The following is a 16,166-nucleotide window of genomic DNA, read 5'->3' as shown; positions in this document are numbered from 1 at the left end:
CTCACTTTATTCGGAAAATATGTTCAGTTAGTTGCCGTTTGAGAACGGAAACGGGCAAAGACAAAGATGACTGCAAAGCAGAGTGCGGGTATCAGTTCGGCTGTGGGGATGTTGCCTGCTGCATCACTGACAAAGCCCATGACCGGAGTGACAATACCGCCGCCAATAATGGTCATAACGATGAAGGACGAGCCGTATTTGGTGTCCTGGCCGAGATTCTTAATGCCCAGCGAGAAGATGGTTGGGTACTGAATCGACATAAAGGCGCTGCATAATGTCAGGGAGATTAAGCCAACGTGACCGCCAGCGAAGGCTGAAACCAGGCACAATGCCATAGCGATTAATGCATAGGCTGCCAGGACTTTATGTGGTGCGAAGCGACTGATGAGCCAGGTGCCGGTGAAACGACCAATAAAGAAGCACACCATGGTTCCGGTTAAATAGTTAGCGGCAAAGCCCGCGGTCATACCTGGAATTTCTTCTACAGCGTAGCGAATCAAATAGCTCCAGCAGGCCGTTTGCGCACCGACATAGCAGAATTGCGCTAATACCGCCCAGCGCCAGTGGCGAATATGCATCAGACGAGAAAGTGATGCTGAGAATGATCCTTGTTTAGCATCACTGTGATTATCACTCTGCAATGCCGGGAATTTCGTCAGCATGATCAGCAGGGCGACCAGTAAAACGATAGCCACGATGATCATATAAGGTGTCTGTACCGATAATACCAGGCTGTGTTTATACGCACTCAATTGCTCTGGCGACATTTTATCGAGAACGTCTTGCGATTGATGTGGCACGTTAGACAAAATAAGACTTTGCCCAAAGACAACTGCGATAATTGCGCCAAAAGAGTTAAATGTTTGCGCAAGATTTAAACGAAAATGACTGCTGTTTTCTGGCCCTAATACCGTAACAAAAGGGTTTGCGGCAGTTTCCAGACAACCTAGTCCGGCTGCAATAATAAACAAGCCAACTAAAAATAAGGTGTAGTTCATTATTTCTGCCGCGGGCCAGAATAATGCAGCGCCAAAGGCATATAAAAATAATCCGGTAATAATTCCAGCCTTATAACTGAGTTTCTTCATCAGTATCCCGGCAGGAATTGGAATAATGAAATAACCAAAATAGAAGGCTGATTGGATCAGGCCAGCCTGGAAATTTGTTAGCGTAAAAGCTTGTTGGAATTGGGGTAATAAAATGTCGTTGAGGTTATTGGCTACCGCCCAAAGAAAAAACAGTGAACACAGCAGCGCGAATGGAATAATGTAACATCTGCTTTGCCCTGTATCTTTATCTACCGCACGATAACTCTGCGTTTGTATTGATGTGTTTCCCATAGCATCCTCTTAGGTTCAGAAGCTTAAGCACGTAATCGGTTATGTTTTCAAAATTGCAAAACCTGCGAGTTCGGGCTTCATGTCAGTGAGTATTTGCCTGTCAGAAATGAACTCATGGATTCATTTTCAAATAAAAAACGCTCTGTAATATGACGGTGGTCACACTTATTAGTCGGAAGGTGGCTTTATGTGATTACCATCACTTTAATAATCAAAAAATCATGCCCGTTTCAGAAAATAAATCATCAAAAACACAAAGCGGATGACCGTATTAATTGTTTGCGCCGAAAACGGGCATTCCAACAGTAGTGGGAAATAAAAATGACCGTTTTGATAAATATTTTTAAGAGCGGTCATTTTTATCAGTTTTATAAACAGTGTTCTTGCTGTTATTTCCCGTGATTAGTTGAAGTAGCTCACAAAAAATAACCTTGTAAATTTCTTTCTGATTCTGCAGGAAGAATATGGTGAGCAATTAAACGGCTCATTCAATAGTGTGAAAGGAACAACATTATTGTCCTGTTTTGAATCAGAGAGGTAGCTAATGGAACGAAATAAACTTGCTCGTCAGATTATTGACACTTGTCTGGAAATGACCCGCCTGGGGCTGAATCAGGGGACCGCGGGTAACGTCAGTGTACGTTATCAGGATGGGATGCTGATTACGCCTACAGGCATCCCGTATGAAAAATTGACGGAGTCGCAGATTGTCTTTATTGATGGCAACGGTAAACATGAGGAAGGAAAACTCCCTTCCAGCGAATGGCGTTTCCATATGGCGGCCTATCAAAGCAGACCGGATGCTAATGCCGTTGTCCATAACCATGCCGTTCATTGCACGGCAGTTTCCATTCTTAACCGACCGATCCCCGCTATTCACTACATGATTGCGGCGGCTGGCGGTAACTCCATTCCTTGTGCTCCTTATGCAACCTTTGGAACACGCGAACTTTCTGAACATGTTGCGCTGGCTCTCAAAAATCGTAAGGCAACTTTGTTACAACATCATGGGCTTATCGCTTGTGAGGCGAATCTGGAAAAAGCGTTATGGCTGGCGCATGAAGTTGAAGTGTTGGCGCAGCTTTATCTGACAACTCTGGCGATTACGGACCCGGTGCCTGTGCTGAGCGATGAAGAGATTGCTGTAGTGCTGGAGAAATTCAAAACCTATGGATTACGGATTGAAGAGTAATTTCGTAAAGCAACAAGGAGAAGGATGATGGCTAACAGAATGATTCTGAACGAAACGGCATGGTTTGGTCGGGGGGCAGTAGGGGCCTTAACCGATGAGGTGAAACGCCGTGGTTATCAGAAGGCGCTGATCGTCACCGATAAAACGCTGGTGCAATGCGGCGTGGTGGCGAAAGTGACCGATAAGATGGATGCAGCAGGGCTGGCATGGGCAATTTACGACGGTGTCGTGCCCAACCCAACAATTACTGTAGTTAAAGAAGGGCTGGGGGTATTCCAGAACAGTGGCGCGGATTACTTGATTGCTATCGGCGGTGGCTCGCCGCAGGATACCTGTAAAGCGATTGGCATCATCAGCAACAACCCTGAATTTGCCGATGTGCGCAGTCTGGAAGGGCTTTCGCCAACTAATAGATCCAGTGTGCCAATTCTGGCAATCCCCACCACAGCAGGTACTGCGGCGGAAGTGACCATAAACTATGTGATCACCGACGAAGAAAAACGGCGCAAGTTTGTTTGCGTTGATCCGCATGATATCCCACAAGTGGCGTTTATTGATGCTGACATGATGGATGGCATGCCGCCAGCCCTGAAAGCCGCGACGGGTGTCGATGCGCTGACTCACGCTATTGAGGGGTATATTACCCGCGGCGCGTGGGCGCTGACCGATGCGTTGCACATTAAAGCCATTGAAATTATAGCTGGTGCACTGCGTGGTTCGGTTGCCGGTGATAAGGATGCCGGAGAAGAGATGGCGCTCGGGCAGTATGTCGCGGGGATGGGCTTCTCCAACGTTGGGTTAGGGCTGGTGCATGGTATGGCGCATCCATTGGGCGCGTTTTATAACACTCCGCACGGCGTTGCGAACGCCATTCTGTTACCGCATGTTATGCGCTATAACGCCGACTTTACCGGCGAGAAGTATCGCGATATTGCGCGCGTAATGGGCGTGAAAGTGGAAGATATGAGTCTGGAGGAAGCGCGTAATGCCGCTGTTGACGCGGTGTTTGCGCTCAACCGTGATGTCGGTATCCCGCCGCATTTGCGTGACGTTGGTGTACGTAAAGAAGACATTCCGGCGCTGGCACAGGCGGCCCTGGACGATGTTTGTACCGGAGGCAATCCGCGCGAAGCGACGCTGGAGGATATTGTCGAGCTTTACCATACCGCCTGGTAATTGCGCTGCAGTGATAATGCCGGATGCGGCGCTGGCGCGTCTTATCCGGCCTACAAGTGCATTAAATTCAATGGGGTGTTAATCAGTAGCACCCTGTATCTCTTTACCGTACCAACCGCAATTGCTGTAAATTGCCGTCGATATGCAAATCGGTTTGTAAGCGGGCAATATCGCGGCACAGAAACGCCATCTCTTTATGCATTTCTAATTTTTTGCGCCACTTTTCGGCAACTGCGTCCAGATTCTCATATATCCCTTCCAGACTCTGAAACTCGACCAGCAGCTGCGTGGCGCTTTTGGGCCCGATCCCCGCAACGCCCGGTACTTTTGAACTACTGATCCCCGCCAGCCCCCAATAATCGGGCAATTGCTGAGGTTGAACGCCAAATTCTTTATCAATAAACGGTGCGTCCAGCCAGCGTTTCTGAAAGTAATCGCGAATGCGTAGAGTTGGTGAAAGTAACTGACAGTAGCCTTTATCTGTCGAAACAATGGTCGCCTGATGTCCCGCCTGAGTCACTTTGACTGCCAGTGTGGCGGCTAAGTCATCGGCTTCGTTGCCGCTGGCTGACCAGCACGGGACGCCGCGTTGCTCAAAGGCTGCGCGTAATGCAGGCATTTCGTTGTGCAACTCTTCCGGCATTGGCGGTCGACCCGCTTTGTAATCTGGTAAACGCTGATGACGCCAGCCGCTACTGCGGTTTTCATCATCAAAAACGGCGACCGCGTGGGTTGGCTGGCTGTGCATAATGAGCTGATCGAGCGCGTGCTGGCAGGTTTCGACACAGGGCGACCCCTGAACGGCATGAATGCGACGAATAAGATTCAATGCATCGACAATAAGCAAATGAACAGCCACGATAACCCCCTTAAAGATCAGGCGATAAGGGTAACATTCGATACCGGAACAGGCTACGGCGGGATGAAAAATCGGGAAGAGAGCTCGCAAAACGAGGTCTGGTATTGATGACAACGCCAAATTGCCAGATGCGCTACACTTATCATGCCTACAAAAGAATCGCAATCTATTGAATTTTCGCTATTTTGTAGGTCGAATAAGGCGTTTACGCTGCATCTGACATAAACAACAGGCACATTCTCAACAATGTGAGGCCTCGTAAAACGAGGCCTCTGGAGAGCGATTAATCGCAGGCAACAATCTTCATTGCCAGGCCGCCGCGAGAGGTTTCGCGGTACTTGGCGTTCATGTCTTTACCTGTTTCGTACATGGTTTCGATAACTTTATCCAGGCAGACGCGCGGCTCGCTGGTACGGCGCAGCGCCATACGCGCGGCGTTGACCGCTTTCACTGCTGCAATGGCGTTACGCTCGATGCACGGCACCTGCACCTGCCCGGCAACCGGGTCGCAAGTCAGACCGAGGTTATGTTCCATCGCGATTTCTGCTGCGATGCATACCTGCGCCGGGCTTGCGCCTAACAGTTCAGCCAGACCTGCCGCCGCCATAGAGCACGCTACACCAACTTCTCCCTGGCAACCCACTTCGGCGCCAGAAATCGAAGCATTCATCTTATAAAGAGAACCAATCGCGCTGGCAACCAGCAAATAACGAGCCAGTGAGTTGGCATTAACTTCGCGGATAAACTTGTCGTAGTACGCCAGCACTGCCGGGATAATCCCGCACGCGCCGTTAGTCGGTGCAGTCACCACACGACCACCTGCCGCGTTTTCTTCATTTACTGCCAGTGCGAACATGTTGATCCAGTCAACTACCGCCATTGGGTCAGTGGTGGTTTTATCCTGGCTGACCAGCATCCGGCGCAGTGCCGCGGCACGGCGTGGAACGCGCAGTTTGCCCGGCAGCACGCCTTCGGTGGAAATACCGCGCTCAATACCGCCGCGCATCACTTCCCAGACTTTCGCCAGGTGTTGTTCCAGCTCTTCTTTGCTGTGCAGCGCCAGTTCGTTTTTCATCATCAGGCCAGAGAGTGACAGCCCGGTTTCCTGACAATGTTTTTGCAGATCGGCAGCGGTTTTGTACGGATACGGGACTTCAACCGGTGCGCTGTCCTGCAGACCAAAATGTTCTTCATCAACGATAAAGCCACCGCCGATGGAGTAGTAAGTCTGGCTGTAAACCACTTTATCGCCCGACAGAGCGGTAATGCGCATGCCGTTTTCATGCAGAGAAAGATTATCGGCATGGAAGTTCATGCACTGATCAACCGGAAATTCTACTTCGTGCTGACCGTTTGCCAGCATCAGGCGACCATGGGTATTCACATCCTGAATAAAGCCAGGGATGGAATCGATATCCACAGTATCCGGTAGGTTACCTGCCAGACCCATAATAATGGCGATATCCGTGTGGTGGCCTTTACCGGTCAGAGAGAGCGAACCATAGACATCTACCACTACGCGGGTGACGTCTTTCAGCAGATTGCGGGCAATCAGATCGTCGGTAAATTGTTTACCCGCTTTCATTGGTCCAACGGTATGAGAACTGGAAGGGCCAATGCCGATTTTGAAAATATCGAATACGCTAATCATAGGAAATACATCGCGTTAAAACGGAGGAAGCGCCGCCCGAAAGCGGCGCGAAAGGAATTTAGCTGAACAGAGAGTAGAAGATTGCGGAGATAGCAATCAGACCCATCACAACAACGAATACGTTACTGATGTGACCGCTGTACTTGCGCATTGCCGGTACTTTCTGGATTGCGTACATCGGCATCAGGAACAGGATCATCGCGATGATTGGGCCGCCCAGGGTTTCAATCATACCCAAGATGCTCGGGTTCAGGGTGGCAACAATCCAGGTCGTTACCAGCATGAACAGCGCAGTGATACGGTTCAGCTTGTTGATTTCGATAGACTTACCTTTACTACGCAGTGATTTGATCACCATACCGTTGAAGCCTTCACGTGCGCCCAGGTAGTGACCGAGGAAGGACTTGGTGATTGCGATCATTGCGATAATCGGTGCCATCCACGCGATAATCGGCGCGTTAAAGTGGTTCGCCAGGTAAGACAGAATTGAGATGTTCTGCTCTTTTGCGGCTGCCAGGTCTGCCGGAGACAGGCTCAGTACGCAGCTGAAGACGAAGAACATTACCGTCAGCACCATCATGATGTGGGCGAATGCCAGGATCTTAGAGCATTTCTGTTCTGCCATATCGCCGTACTCTTCACGCTTCGCAACGGCGAAAGAAGAGATGATCGGAGAGTGGTTGAACGAGAACACCATTACTGGAATCGCCAGCCACAGGGTCATCCACAGACCGTTACCAGTAGAAGTCGCGGTATCCAGAGACAACGTTTCCAGCGCCGCGCCATTCCACTGCGGGATCAGGTACAGAGCCAGCAGCATCAGAACTGCAACGAACGGGAATACCAGGATGCTCATCGCTTTAACGATCATCTGCTCACCGAAGCGAACGATGGTCATCATACCGACGATCAGAATCAGGGACAGAATCGCACGCGGTGGCGGTGTCATACCCAACTGGTGGGACATGAAGCTTTCTACCGTGTTGGTGATTGCCACGCTGTATACCAGCAGGATTGGGTAGATAGCGAAGAAATAGAGCAGGGTAATCAGTTTACCTGCGCCAATACCAAAGTGTTCTTCCACTACCTCGGTGATGTCTTCACCCGGATTTTTACCGGACAGCACGAAGCGAGTCAGGCCGCGGTGAGCGAAAAACGTCATCGGGAACGCGAGGATAGCCATAATGATTAGTGGGATCATACCGCCGACACCGGCGTTGATCGGCAGGAACAGCACACCCGCGCCGATAGCCGTGCCGTACAGGCCCAGCATCCACATGGTATCTGTCTTGCGCCAGGCACTGCGAGAGTCTTTCGACGCAATCGTGCTGGTTTGAGTCGTTTCCATCTATTTCTCCTGGAGGAATGCAAAAAATTCAGCTTTTAGCCAGCTCAGCCCGGGAAGGTGTCTGGCCGTAAAAATGAAATCTGTCTACCGGCGATGGCTTTATCATTTTCCGCCGTAATAATTTGAGGGCGGAAAGATACACACAACTTATGTATCTATCAGTGATCTTGATCTCAAATACAATAATCTACTTATAAGATAGATAATCTCGGCTCTTTACTCTGTAAATCAAAAGTAAAAGAGAATTTAAGGGCAATATTTACCCAATAAACGACATCTGACCTCTTCCGGGGCGCGCAATATATGTAGGTTGAACTGAAAAAAACAATACTTTTAGTTAATAATTACGAGAAATTCTTTTTTAAAGCGATAAAATGCGTTCTTTTAAGAAAGGTAAACGTTTGCGTTGCGGTGTAAATTGTATGACATATTGATTATATGGATATTAATCAGCTCATGACACGCTGAAGCATTCAGATAACAAATGAAATAAACGACCTGATTTTTGACCAAAAAGAGAAGACCCGGCAACAAATGTTACCGGGAGAAGGGGATTAAGCGCAGATTTCGTAGCAAGGAATGTAGGCAGAGCCAGGCAACTTCATACGATGCTGGGCGACAAAGCCCTGTAGCAGGTCATCCATACGACGCATAATTTCTTTATCGCCGTTGATTTTGTAAGGCCCGAACTCTTCAATGGCGCGAATGCCGACTTCTTTAACGTTACCCGCCACAATACCGGAGAACGCGCGACGCAGATCCGCCGCCAGTACTTCAACAGGCTGATCCGGGTACAGCTTCAGATTGGCCATGTTTTCATGGGTCGGTTCAAACGGCATTTGCAGATCCGGTGTAATGCGCATTGACCAGTTAAAGCTATAAGCATCTCCGGTATCGCGGCGATTTTCTTTCACCAACGGCATCGCCTTTTTCATCTGCCGGGCCACTTCAGCCGCGCCATCAATGATGATGCGATAATGGCGACGTGCGTTTTCTCCCAGCGTATGCACAACAAACTCGTCCAGTACGCGGAAGTAATCGGCGCTCTCTTTCGGTCCGGTGAGGATTAATGGCAATACCTGATTTTTGTTCGCCGGATTCATCAAAATCCCTAATAAATACAGCAACTCTTCAGCCGTACCCACACCGCCAGGGAAGATAATGATGCCGTGGGCGATACGCACGAACGCTTCCAGGCGTTTTTCAATATCCGGCATGATGATCAGTTCGTTAACCAGCGGGTTAGGTGGTTCAGCGGCGATGATCGATGGCTCCGTCATGCCAATAAAACGGCTGTCTTTGTAACGTTGCTGAGCGTGACCGACCGCCGCGCCTTTCATCGGCGCTTCCATCGCTCCCGGACCACAGCCAGTGCAGATATTTAGCTCGCGCAGACCGAGCTGATTACCGACGCGACGAGCGTACAGATACTCGTTTTCGTTAATTGAGTGACCGCCCCAGCACACCACCATATTCGGCGCTTCGCCAACATGCAGCGCGCGGGCGTTGCGCAATATAGAAAAGACCAGGTTGGTAATATGGACGGAGTTGTCGAGGTTCAGGTTTGGAAAACGAACGGTGTTATGAATTTGCCCGTAAACGAAGAGAATGTCGCGCAGGACCGCAAACAAGTTAGCCTGCAAGGCGCGGATAATACGCCCATCGACGAAAGCCTCTTCCGGTGGATTGATCAGTTCCAGCTTAACGCCGCGTTCACGGCGCAGGACGTTAATGTCAAAATTCTCAAAACGAGACAGCAATTCTTTGCTGTTATCGGTCAGGCTACCGGAGTTCAGAACGGCAAGCGAACAGTTGCGAAACAGTTGATAGAGGTCGCTGCTGGCGGTGCGTTTAAGCATATCCACTTCCAGCTGCGACAACATATCCATGGAGCCAAGCGGGCTAATATGTGTAATCAAGAAAAACTCCTTATGGGACGAATATCGTCATTCCCTTTGATTACAATAGCCCTGCCTGATGATCTTTCACAACCTTATGCGTGAACCCAGTACGCAAAATTGAGAAAAAATTTATTGTCGTACCAGCCGGGTCACCGATGGGACAAAGTCGGTATTGCTGCGCCAGGGATTAATGTCCAGCCCACCGCGGCGAGTATAACGAGCGTAAACGCTTAATTTTTCTGGCTGACAGAAGCGTAACAGGTCATTAAAAATACGCTCTACGCATTGCTCATGGAACTCGTTGTGATGACGGAAAGAGACCAGATAACGCAGCAACTTTTCCCTGTCAATCTTGCGACCTCGGTACTGAATTTGAATTGAGCCCCAGTCTGGCTGGTGAGTTATCAGGCAGTTGGATTTCAGCAAGTGGCTAACCAGCGTCTCTTCCACCACGTTCTCGCCGCTGGCGGCATCTTTCAGGTAGTCGGTGGTGAACTCATAGTTATCAATGGCGATATCCTGGTCATCAATGCAGATGCCATTAAAATGGCCTATTGGCTGGCCTTCCAGTTCATCAAGGCGATACAACGCTACACTGACCGCACCCTGGGCACAGGCGCTTAAATCACGTTCCAGCGTCTGGCGCACCTCATCCCAGTTGTTAAAGCGCGTCTGGTTAAAGCTATTGAGATACAGTTTGAAGCTTTTCGATTCAATGAGATTCACGCTGGTGTAATCAAGTTCGACATGACCGACGGCGACCTGCGGCAAACCTTTCGCGTTCAGCCAGGAAAGTTCATATAGCGTCCAGATATCCGCACCGTGAAATGGCAGATTATCCGCTTTCAAGCCTAGCGGATCGCGATTCAAACTGCGTGGAACGCCTTGCAGCAGGCTGGCGTCATAAGTATCCCGGTAATCGGTTGATTTTCCGAGAGTCAGGCCCGCAAGTGCCTGATGGTTTGTATAAGAAGACATGTTTCACCGTCATAAACCAGATAAACTAAACGGCAAGTGTATCCGGTTTAAGTGAAGAGAGAAATTAGTGGACGAATTGACCGCACAAGCCTTGAAAGATTTTACCGCACGTTACTGCGATGCCTGGCATGAACAGCACAACAGTTGGCCGTTGAGCGAGGAGCTTTATGGCGTTCCCTCGCCATGCATTATTTCAACCACCAACGATGCCGTATACTGGCAACCCCAGCCGTTTACCGGAGAGCAAAATGTGAACGCGGTTGAACGAGCTTTTGATATTGTGATACAGCCTACAATTCATTCCTTTTATACGACCCAGTTTGCCGGGGATATGCATGCGCAGTTTGGTGATATCCCTCTGACATTGCTGCAAACCTGGAGCGAGGACGATTTCCGCCGGGTGCAGGAGAATCTGATTGGACATCTGGTCACTCAGAAACGCCTTAAGCTGTCACCGACACTCTTTATTGCCACGCTGGAAGAAGAACTGGAGGTGATCTCCGTGTGCAATCTCACGGGCGATGTGTGCAAAGAGACGTTGGGAACGCGGAAACGGACGCCTCTGGCCTCAAATCTTGCGGAATTCCTTAACCAACTTAAGCCTCTTCTGTAATCCAAATACCCCGTCTGGTTGTGAGAGATCTCTTACAGACCCTGTAGGAGATCGCCAGGAAATAAGTAAATACTTAAAAAGATAAGAATTGATATTTTTATTTCAAATCAATTTATTATGCTATTTTTTTAATTTTTATATGAAGCTTTCCTTAACATATTGTCTGTAAGCGCCTTGTAAGACTCGGCTAAAAAGACGATTCTATCTTCGTCGACAGGGAGTCAGACAGCGAAGTGAACATCAGGATGATGACACTTCTGAAGGACACGCCAGGATGGTGTTTCAGGGAAAGGCTTCTGGATGAAGCGAAGAGGATAACGCTGGATGCGTTAAAGGACACCTCCAGGATGGAGAATGAGAGCCAGTCAGGATGATTTGGCGGGTCAGGAAGGCCAGGGACGCTTCAGGATGAAGTAATCACGCCGGGGTGGTGTGTGCAGGAAGCAATAGTTCAGGAAGAACGATTGGCCGCAAGGCCAGAGGAAAAGTTGTCAAGGATGAGCAGGGAGCAACAAAAGTAGCTGGAATGCTGCGAAACGAACCGGGAGCACTGTGAATACAGTGCTCCCTTTTTTTATTCCTGCTATCCTTCGCGGCAGTTTTTTCTTCTTGAGGTTGCTTTATGACCACTCATGACCGCGTTCGTCTCCAGTTGCAGGCGCTTGAAGCGCTATTACGTGAACATCAGCACTGGCAGAGCGATGAACCCCAGCCGCATCAATTTGCGAGTACCCAGCCATTCTTTATGGATACGATGGAGCCACTGGAGTGGTTGCAATGGGTACTGATTCCGCGGATGCACGATTTATTAGATAACCACCAGCCTTTACCGGCGGCATTTGCCGTGGCGCCGTATTATGAAATGGCGCTGGCGACGGATCACCCCCAACGCGCGTTAATTCTGGCAGAACTGGAAAAGCTGGATGCTCTTTTTGCGGATGATACTCACTGATGCTGGAAATACTCTACCAGGATGAATGGCTGGTTGCGGTGAATAAACCGTCCGGCTGGTTGGTTCATCGTAGTTGGCTGGATCGTGACGAGAAAGTGGTCGTGATGCAAACCGTGCGTGACCAGATTGGTCAGCATGTTTTTACCGCACATCGCCTGGACCGACCGACTTCCGGCGTGTTACTGATGGGATTGTCCAGCGAGGCCGGGCGGTTGCTGGCGCAACAGTTTGAACAGCACCAAATTCAGAAATGTTACCACGCGATTGTGCGCGGTTGGTTGATGGAAGAGGCGGAACTGGATTACCCACTGGTGGAAGAGCTGGATAAAATCGCTGATAAATTCGCCCGTGAAGATAAAGGTCCACAGCCAGCGGTGACGCATTATCGTGGTCTGGCAACGGTAGAAATGCCGGTGGCGACCGGGCGTTACCCGACGACCCGCTACGGCCTGGTGGAGCTGGAACCAAAAACAGGACGCAAGCACCAGCTACGTCGACATCTCGCTCATTTGCGTCATCCCATTATCGGTGACAGCAAGCATGGCGATTTACGCCAGAATCGCAGTGCGGCTGAACACTTTGGCCTTCAACGGTTAATGCTGCATGCCAGCAAGTTGTCATTAACGCATCCTTTTACGGGGGAGCCGCTCACAATCCACGCGGGTCTGGACAATACCTGGATGCAGGCGCTATCACAATTTGGCTGGCGCGGTCTGCTTCCTGAAAATGAAAGGGTTGAGTTCAGCGAGTCATCGGGTCAGGATGGTGACATAAGTTCCTAATCCAGGGAGAAAACGGTATGGCGGAAATTGGTATTTTTGTGGGCACCATGTACGGCAACGCATTGCTAGTTGCCGAAGAAGCGGAAGCGATTTTGTCCAGACAAGGGCACAAAGCGACTGTATTTGAAGATCCTGAATTAAACGACTGGTTGCCATATCAGGACAAGTATGTACTGGTGGTAACCTCCACGACCGGCCAGGGCGATCTTCCCGACAGCATTGTGCCGCTCTTTCAGGGAATAAAGGATAGCCTGGGGTTCCAGCCGAATCTGCGTTATGGCGTGATTGCGCTTGGCGACAGCAGCTATGTGAATTTCTGCAACGGCGGCAAGCAGTTCGATGCGTTGCTTCAGGAACAGAGTGCGCAGCGGGTGGGAGAAATACTGTTGGTTGATGCCAGTGAGACCCCGGAGCCGGAAACGGTTTCTAATCCCTGGGTTGAACAATGGGCCAGTTTATTGAAATAACATATATGCCCTCTGATAATCAGAGGGCATTAGCCACACAGCAACCACGTTACGATATTCATCTTGCCTGATGCGCCAAATGAATCGGTAATTTGCTTGTTACCCAAGAATTTTGCTGGCTTCACGCGCCACGTTATCCATCTCGTCCAGCAGTTCCAGCAATTCAGGTTCCAGATCTTCTTCTTTGGTACCGCTACGTAGTTGTTGTTCGATGAGTTGGCAGAGATTCTTCATACGCGGTACGCCGCTATAACCGCAACTGCCGTGCAGTTTGTGGATCAAATCAACCAGACCTTCCGGGTTTTCTCCAACTAGCTGCTCTTCTACCTTGTTACGAACTTCTGGCAGGAAATTGAGTAACATTTGCAGCATATCGCGCGCCAGATCGGTTTTGCCGGCAGCCTGGCGTAGCGCCAGTTGCCAGTCGAGAGTCGTATTCTGGTTCACCACAATCTCGTTCACATCTGGCGTCACGACGCGTGAGGAAATACCGCTGCCAGGTTTGTAACGCAACAGTAAATTATGCAATCGCTCTTCTTCAATTGGTTTTGCCAGATAATCACTCATCCCCGCGCCAAGTAGCTTTTCTTTTTGCCCGGCCATCGCATGTGCGGTTACTGCAATAACCGGCGTTTGCTGTTGATGCGGAAGCTGATGAATAAGTTCGCACGCCCGAATACCGTCCATGTCCGGCATCTGAATATCCATTAAGATCAAATCGAAGGGCATCTGTTTCGCCCGTTCAACTGCCTGATGTCCGCTATCGCAAAGCTCAACATGCTGCACCATATCTTCCAGCAATGCGCCGATAAGCTTCAGGTTTGCGGGGTTATCATCAACGGCCATGACCGTCATTGCCAGCTTACGTTCATCGTTGACAGGCAAAAGTGTGTTTTGTTTTTGATGACAAAATTCGGTCAGCGCAGGCAACAGACGTGTAGGTGTTAATGGTTTCAGCAAGCAGGCGCCAATACCATCTTGCTTGAGCTTTTCGGCATTGACCTGAGCATGGCAGGGAAGCGCCAGCATCAGATAATCAGCCATGGATACGGCTTTTAGCAACCGGGCATGTTGCATCGTTAGCGGTTCGCGGAATGTCACGGCGATTCCTAGCAACATCATGTCGTAGTGTTCTGGCGGAAGTGCAGAGAAGCTTGGGCTATAAATCACCTCCAGCGGCGTTTCGCTTAAAATGTCGAGAGTACACTGCGCGGCAGCGGAATTCGGTTCAACATAAGCCAGACGTTTGCCTGCAAGGCACTGTGTGGATGGCCCTTCGATAATAATATTCGGGTTCAGATCGAGATTAATGTGGAACCAGAATGTGGAGCCACGATTCGGCTGGCTATGGAACGAGATATCGCCGCCCATTTCATTAACCAGTTTTTGTGTAATGACCAGTCCCAATCCGGTGCCGCCATGACGACGTGAAATACTGGCATCTGCCTGTCTGAAGGCCTGGAACAAGCGTGATTGATCGCGTTCGGGAATGCCGATACCGGTATCGCGGATCTGCACTTCAATCTGCACTTTGGTATTACTCAACGCACGTTTTTCCACCAGAATATCGATGTTGCCATTCTCGGTGAATTTAATCGCATTCCCCACCAGGTTTGTGATGATTTGCTGTAAACGCAGTGGGTCGCCAATCACGTTATCGGGCACGTCGCTCTTAATATTGAGCGTCAGTTCCAGCCCCTTATCGTGCGATGAGTGGGCCAGCAGTGTCACCACTTCATCCAGCGTGCTACGCAGTGGGAATGGAATGCTTTCCAGAATCAGTTTGCCAGCTTCCAGTTTTGAGAAGTCGAGGACATCGTTAATGATTGCCAGTAAGTTATTTGCCGAACGTTCAATGGTATTCAGGTGATCTCGCTGTGTCGGCGTCAGTTCTGTTTTTAGGGTCAGGCGGGTAAAGCCGATAACACCATTCAACGGCGTACGTAACTCATGCGACATATTTGCCAGGAACTCTGACTTAATTCGCGCCGCTTCCTGGGCGCGTTTTTTCGCTAGATCTAACTCAACGTTCTGAATTTCCATCTGCTCCAGCGTTTCACGCAGATCGGATGTCGCCTGGTCGATATTGTGCTGCATCTCTTCGTGATAAGCCGCCAGCGACATTGCCATTGAATTAATGCCGTTTTTCAGCATATCCAGTTCGCCGAGCATAAAACCTTCTACGCGGCTATCGAGTTGCCCACGGCGAATGCGGTCGACGGTATTCACCATGTTGCGAATCGGGCCGGTTACATCACGCATTAAGCGCCAGCCAAAAATAAGCGCAATACCAATACAAAACAGCATCATCACGCTGGAAATGAAGATCTCTTTATATTGCTGTAGCCGTACCGATTTCAGATCCAGTTCAAGGGCAATATATCCCAACATATTCTGACTATTTTTAGCATCGCTGCTGGGGGATTCGTCGGGAGAATAACTCTCAGAAATAATTGGCGTGCGCAGGATCATAATATCGCCGTCGCGTGTGACGGTGAGCTGGCGTGGGAACGGTACATTGCTGTCGAGCTGCATTACCGAAGGGTCAAGTTGAAAATTGGAAGTGACAAACAGGTGGTTATTTTCGTCATAAACCGAAATAGCGCGCACAATATCGGAATGGCGACGATGCAGAACGCTTATCAATTGCCCGATAGATTCGCGATTTTGCAGACTCATGCCATATTCGGTAGAAACCGCCAGCGGTTCAATAATACTGGCGCCGGCATCTTCCAGTTGACGCTGCAAGTCGTTATAGCGATGCACGACGAAAAAGATACTAAGCAATAACCCAATAAGGACGGTCGGCGCCAGGATCAGAATCATCATGCGTGCGCGCAGGCTGTAGTTGGTCATGGAGTTCCGTTATGGGACAATTAAGGTCACACTGTTAAATTGAGAAAGTCT

General features: G+C 49.6%; 13 protein-coding genes. 6 read left to right on the top strand and 7 right to left on the bottom strand.

Annotated elements, in window-relative coordinates; all coding sequences use genetic code 11:
• Positions 1-23: 23 nt before the first annotated feature.
• The gene (fucP, locus tag EA14781_RS02150; RefSeq protein ID WP_000528615.1) at positions 24-1,340 is read right to left on the bottom strand and encodes an L-fucose:H+ symporter permease; all 1,317 of its coding nucleotides are present in this window, start codon (positions 1,338-1,340) and stop codon (positions 24-26) included.
• Positions 1,341-1,884: 544 nt separating this feature from the next.
• On the opposite strand from fucP, the gene fucA reads away from it, so the two are divergent.
• Both fucA and fucO read left to right on the top strand, forming a co-directional pair.
• Positions 1,885-2,532, top strand: a complete 648-nt coding sequence (fucA, locus tag EA14781_RS02145) for an L-fuculose-phosphate aldolase (RefSeq protein ID WP_000440785.1) — start codon at positions 1,885-1,887, stop codon at positions 2,530-2,532.
• A gap of 27 nt (positions 2,533-2,559) precedes the next feature.
• Entirely contained in the window at positions 2,560-3,708 is a 1,149-nt protein-coding gene (fucO, locus tag EA14781_RS02140; protein WP_024164728.1) for a lactaldehyde reductase, read from the top strand.
• 103 nt (positions 3,709-3,811) lie between these two features.
• On the opposite strand, the gene xni is transcribed toward fucO, so the two are convergent.
• The 5 genes from xni to queF all read right to left on the bottom strand — a co-directional run bounded on the left by xni (position 3,812) and on the right by queF (position 10,445).
• Positions 3,812-4,567: a flap endonuclease Xni gene (xni, locus tag EA14781_RS02135; RefSeq protein WP_001352986.1), complete on the bottom strand. Its 756-nt coding sequence runs from the start codon at positions 4,565-4,567 to the stop codon at positions 3,812-3,814.
• Positions 4,568-4,850: 283 nt separating this feature from the next.
• The gene (gene sdaB / locus EA14781_RS02130; RefSeq protein ID WP_000626415.1) at positions 4,851-6,218 is read right to left on the bottom strand and encodes an L-serine ammonia-lyase II; all 1,368 of its coding nucleotides are present in this window, start codon (positions 6,216-6,218) and stop codon (positions 4,851-4,853) included.
• A gap of 58 nt (positions 6,219-6,276) precedes the next feature.
• Positions 6,277-7,566, bottom strand: a complete 1,290-nt coding sequence (sdaC, locus tag EA14781_RS02125) for an HAAAP family serine/threonine permease SdaC (RefSeq protein ID WP_000450469.1) — start codon at positions 7,564-7,566, stop codon at positions 6,277-6,279.
• Between the two features lie 554 nt (positions 7,567-8,120).
• The gene (ppnN, locus tag EA14781_RS02120) at positions 8,121-9,485 is read right to left on the bottom strand and encodes a nucleotide 5'-monophosphate nucleosidase PpnN (RefSeq protein WP_000628007.1); all 1,365 of its coding nucleotides are present in this window, start codon (positions 9,483-9,485) and stop codon (positions 8,121-8,123) included.
• Between the two features lie 111 nt (positions 9,486-9,596).
• On the bottom strand, positions 9,597-10,445 hold the full coding sequence (gene queF, locus EA14781_RS02115; RefSeq protein WP_000100576.1) for an NADPH-dependent 7-cyano-7-deazaguanine reductase QueF: 849 nt from the start codon (positions 10,443-10,445) through the stop codon (positions 9,597-9,599).
• Between the two features lie 67 nt (positions 10,446-10,512).
• On the opposite strand from queF, the gene syd reads away from it, so the two are divergent.
• The 4 genes from syd to EA14781_RS02090 all read left to right on the top strand — a co-directional run bounded on the left by syd (position 10,513) and on the right by EA14781_RS02090 (position 13,259).
• A complete protein-coding gene (gene syd / locus EA14781_RS02110; protein ID WP_000343992.1) occupies positions 10,513-11,058 on the top strand; it encodes a SecY-interacting protein in 546 nt (181 codons plus the stop codon).
• A 622-nt stretch (positions 11,059-11,680) separates the two neighbouring features.
• Positions 11,681-12,010 (top strand): YqcC family protein, encoded by a 330-nt coding sequence (locus tag EA14781_RS02100; RefSeq protein WP_000206980.1) that lies wholly within the window; start codon positions 11,681-11,683, stop codon positions 12,008-12,010.
• Positions 12,010-12,792 (top strand): tRNA pseudouridine(65) synthase TruC, encoded by a 783-nt coding sequence (truC, locus tag EA14781_RS02095; protein ID WP_000889987.1) that lies wholly within the window; start codon positions 12,010-12,012, stop codon positions 12,790-12,792. The genes EA14781_RS02100 and truC overlap by 1 nt, the downstream gene beginning before the upstream one ends.
• Positions 12,793-12,809: 17 nt before the next feature.
• Positions 12,810-13,259 (top strand): flavodoxin, encoded by a 450-nt coding sequence (locus EA14781_RS02090; RefSeq protein ID WP_000807728.1) that lies wholly within the window; start codon positions 12,810-12,812, stop codon positions 13,257-13,259.
• Between the two features lie 99 nt (positions 13,260-13,358).
• Here the strand turns inward: EA14781_RS02090 and barA are convergent, their stop codons facing one another.
• Positions 13,359-16,115 (bottom strand): two-component sensor histidine kinase BarA, encoded by a 2,757-nt coding sequence (barA, locus tag EA14781_RS02085; protein ID WP_000186409.1) that lies wholly within the window; start codon positions 16,113-16,115, stop codon positions 13,359-13,361.
• Positions 16,116-16,166 lie beyond the last annotated feature (51 nt).

The sequence above is a fragment of the Escherichia albertii NBRC 107761 = DSM 17582 genome (assembly GCF_000759775.1).
GTDB lineage: Bacteria > Pseudomonadota > Gammaproteobacteria > Enterobacterales > Enterobacteriaceae > Escherichia > Escherichia albertii.
This window is presented reverse-complemented; position numbering and strand designations above follow the sequence as displayed.